Origin of the sequence: Sphingomonas populi, from assembly GCF_004208535.1 — a bacterium.
In the GTDB taxonomy this organism is placed as follows: Bacteria; Pseudomonadota; Alphaproteobacteria; order Sphingomonadales; family Sphingomonadaceae; genus Sphingomonas; species Sphingomonas populi.
On record NZ_SGIS01000117.1, the window covers coordinates 1 to 2,506 of the forward strand.

Sequence of the window (2,506 nt, forward strand, 5' to 3'; positions counted from 1 at the left end):
GTCGCGCCGGCAACCGCGGCGGCCAACAGGATCGATGGCATCATCATCGGATAATCCTTAGGGTCTCGAGGTAGGATATGCTCGGCCGGCGGCCCTGCGCCGCACCAGACGCCTGACGACCAGCACGGCCGCCAAGACCAGGCTCGCCAGCATCACAGGCGACAGGCCGACGACCACCCAGCCCATCATGGTCATGGCATAGAGCCGGTGGCCGATGTCGATACCCGCGACGAGGCATGGCTCGGGACCGGCTTCGGTTGCGCCACAGCCCGTCACGCGTGCGACGAGGATCCCGGCGGCGAAGATGAGCGCGGGCAGCCAGAGCAGAGCGACGAGTACCGCGCACCCCCAGCGCGCGGCGCGCCGGACGCCCGCTGATCCGGCTCCGGTCATGACCGCCTGCCTCCTGGCCGCTGCCCGTCTGGCTGCCGCACGATCACGAGTAGAAGGGCACCCGTGCCAGTTTCCAGCTGTCGCCGACGGGGACGAACACTCGCTGATCACCGACATCCTCGGCGTCGAGCAGATACTCGCCCTTGGCGATGGGACCACCAGCCTCGCCGTCGTCGTCGCCGGGCTTGAACCCGCGGACGTGGCTCGCCCGGATCGCGGCGACGACGGCGGGCGTGAAGATGCGGTCATATTTTGCCAGGAACGCGGCGCGATCGCGGCTGGTGAGCGTATCCGGGCTGACCGTGCAGGCCGCGTCACCCGGCTCGCAATGATAACCAGCGCGGAAGTCGACGAAGGGCAGGCGTGTCATGCCCGCCACCGTGTTGCGATCGTTCGTCAACACCGCCTTTCGGAACGTCGCGAAGAATGCGTGGAAGCGCGTCGCTTGCGTTGACGCGGGCGGCGCCGCTGTCGCGGCATGGGCCAGCGGACCCGGTATGGCCGTTACCACCGCCGCAGCCGTTATGAAGGAGAAGATCATCCGCATGTCGTCTCGCCCGTCCGATGTTGCGGACGGTCGCTACCAGTCCACAACCCGTTGCCGCAATCTATTTTGTCACGCTATGAGAAGGCGCTACGCTGACACCGTCTTCCCTCAAGACCGGGAACCTGCATGCCACGCCTACGTCTTTCCGCCTTCGTGCTTGCATCCACAATGATCCTGACAGCGACACCGGGCCACGCGATCAACTGCGGCAAGGCGTCAGGCCGGATCGACCGCATGATCTGCGCCGACGCCGCGTTGCAGCGCGCGGACGCCGCGATGAACGCGGCCTATGCCGGCATCCTGAAGGCGGCAGGGGATGCGGGTATCCGCGCGATGCTGGTCGCCGGGCAACGTCGCTGGCTGGCGCAACGCGATGCCGACCTTGGCCATCTCGACCGGAGCGGGGACGCGCCGGATGCTGGGACGTGGCGGGGGATCGTCCTGAAGGCCATCCGGGATCGCACCGCCGATCTCAAGCGGCTCGAGGGCGGCAATCCGTATCTGCCGCACATGGTCGCGGTCGCGCGCGCGCAGCGGCGTTTTGCCGCTCGCTTCACCGGCGGCGCTTTTGCCGGCTACGATACGTCGTGTAGCTTCCTGCCGGGTGGGGACGGCTACAGCTATGGCTGCTTCGGGCGGCAGCGGTACCAGAACAAGGATCGCGTCTGCACGATCGCGCAGGACTGGGCGAGCGGCAGTGTAACCGAGACACACTTCGTCGGCCGGGTGGTCGGCGGCACGCTACGCACCACCGCGACCTGCTCGATCGGAGGCGGCGCCGGCCCGAGCTGCCCTGGTCCGGGCGCCGGTGGCGGTAAGGGATGGGGCGCTTCGTCGGCGCGCGAAGCTCCTCCTTCTCGCCCGCTTCCGCAGATCGATGCGGATGCGGACTTCGATCCTGAGGCGCCCTGGCTGTCGGCCTGCTTGACCGCGTCCGACTATCCCGTCGCCGGCACAAAGCGGGCGGCTCATCCGGCAGCACGCTGATCGGGATCAACGAAAGGACATGACATTGCGCAATTCCATAGCGCCGCTGGTGGCGGCTTGCTTCGTGGCGGTGATGGCGATGTCCGCAGCGTCGGCCCCGCTGGCCGCACGACCGGCGCGCGTGTCGCCGTCCTTCGATTGCGCCAAGGCGGCAACCAAGGTGGAGAAGACCATCTGCGGCAGCCCGTCGCTGTCGCGAGCCGATGCCGATGTCGCCACGCTGTACAGGCAGCGACGGCATGAACTGAATCCCGCTGCCGCTGCGCTGCTGGCGAATGACCAACGCTATCTGCTCAGCTCGCGCGAGCGCATTTTCGGCTATGGCTATACCGACTCCGCCGAACTGTTGGGGGATGTTCTGGCAGGCAGGGCAGATTTCCTGCGCCGCCTCACAGTGCCGTCCGGCGAGGGGCTGGCGGGGCGTTGGGACAATGTGACGGGGGGGCTGACGATAGCGCCGGTTCCCGGTGGCAAGCTCGAAGTCCGGATCAACACCAACGAGCCGGTCACCGCGCGATGGGTTTGCGACATTCAAAGCATCGGCCGGCCGGTCGGCGGCGTGCTCGAGATCACGTCCGA

4 protein-coding genes are annotated in these 2,506 nt (G+C 67.5%); 2 read left to right on the forward strand and 2 right to left on the reverse strand.

Going from position 1 to position 2,506, the window contains the following annotated elements:
* Window positions 1–57 precede the first annotated feature (57 nt).
* The gene (locus EWE75_RS24270) at window positions 58–393 is read right to left on the reverse strand and encodes a hypothetical protein (RefSeq protein WP_206364881.1); all 336 of its coding nucleotides are present in this window, start codon (window positions 391–393) and stop codon (window positions 58–60) included.
* Between the two features lie 43 nt (window positions 394–436).
* On the reverse strand, window positions 437–940 hold the full coding sequence (locus EWE75_RS24275) for a hypothetical protein (protein ID WP_130160592.1): 504 nt from the start codon (window positions 938–940) through the stop codon (window positions 437–439).
* A gap of 168 nt (window positions 941–1,108) precedes the next feature.
* Between EWE75_RS24275 and EWE75_RS24280 the strand changes: the two genes are divergently transcribed.
* Both EWE75_RS24280 and EWE75_RS24285 read left to right on the forward strand, forming a co-directional pair.
* On the forward strand, window positions 1,109–1,927 hold the full coding sequence (locus EWE75_RS24280) for a lysozyme inhibitor LprI family protein (protein ID WP_165388529.1): 819 nt from the start codon (window positions 1,109–1,111) through the stop codon (window positions 1,925–1,927).
* 64 nt (window positions 1,928–1,991) lie between these two features.
* The coding region (locus EWE75_RS24285; protein ID WP_130160594.1) for a lysozyme inhibitor LprI family protein at window positions 1,992–2,506 on the forward strand (515 nt) is incomplete at its 3' end.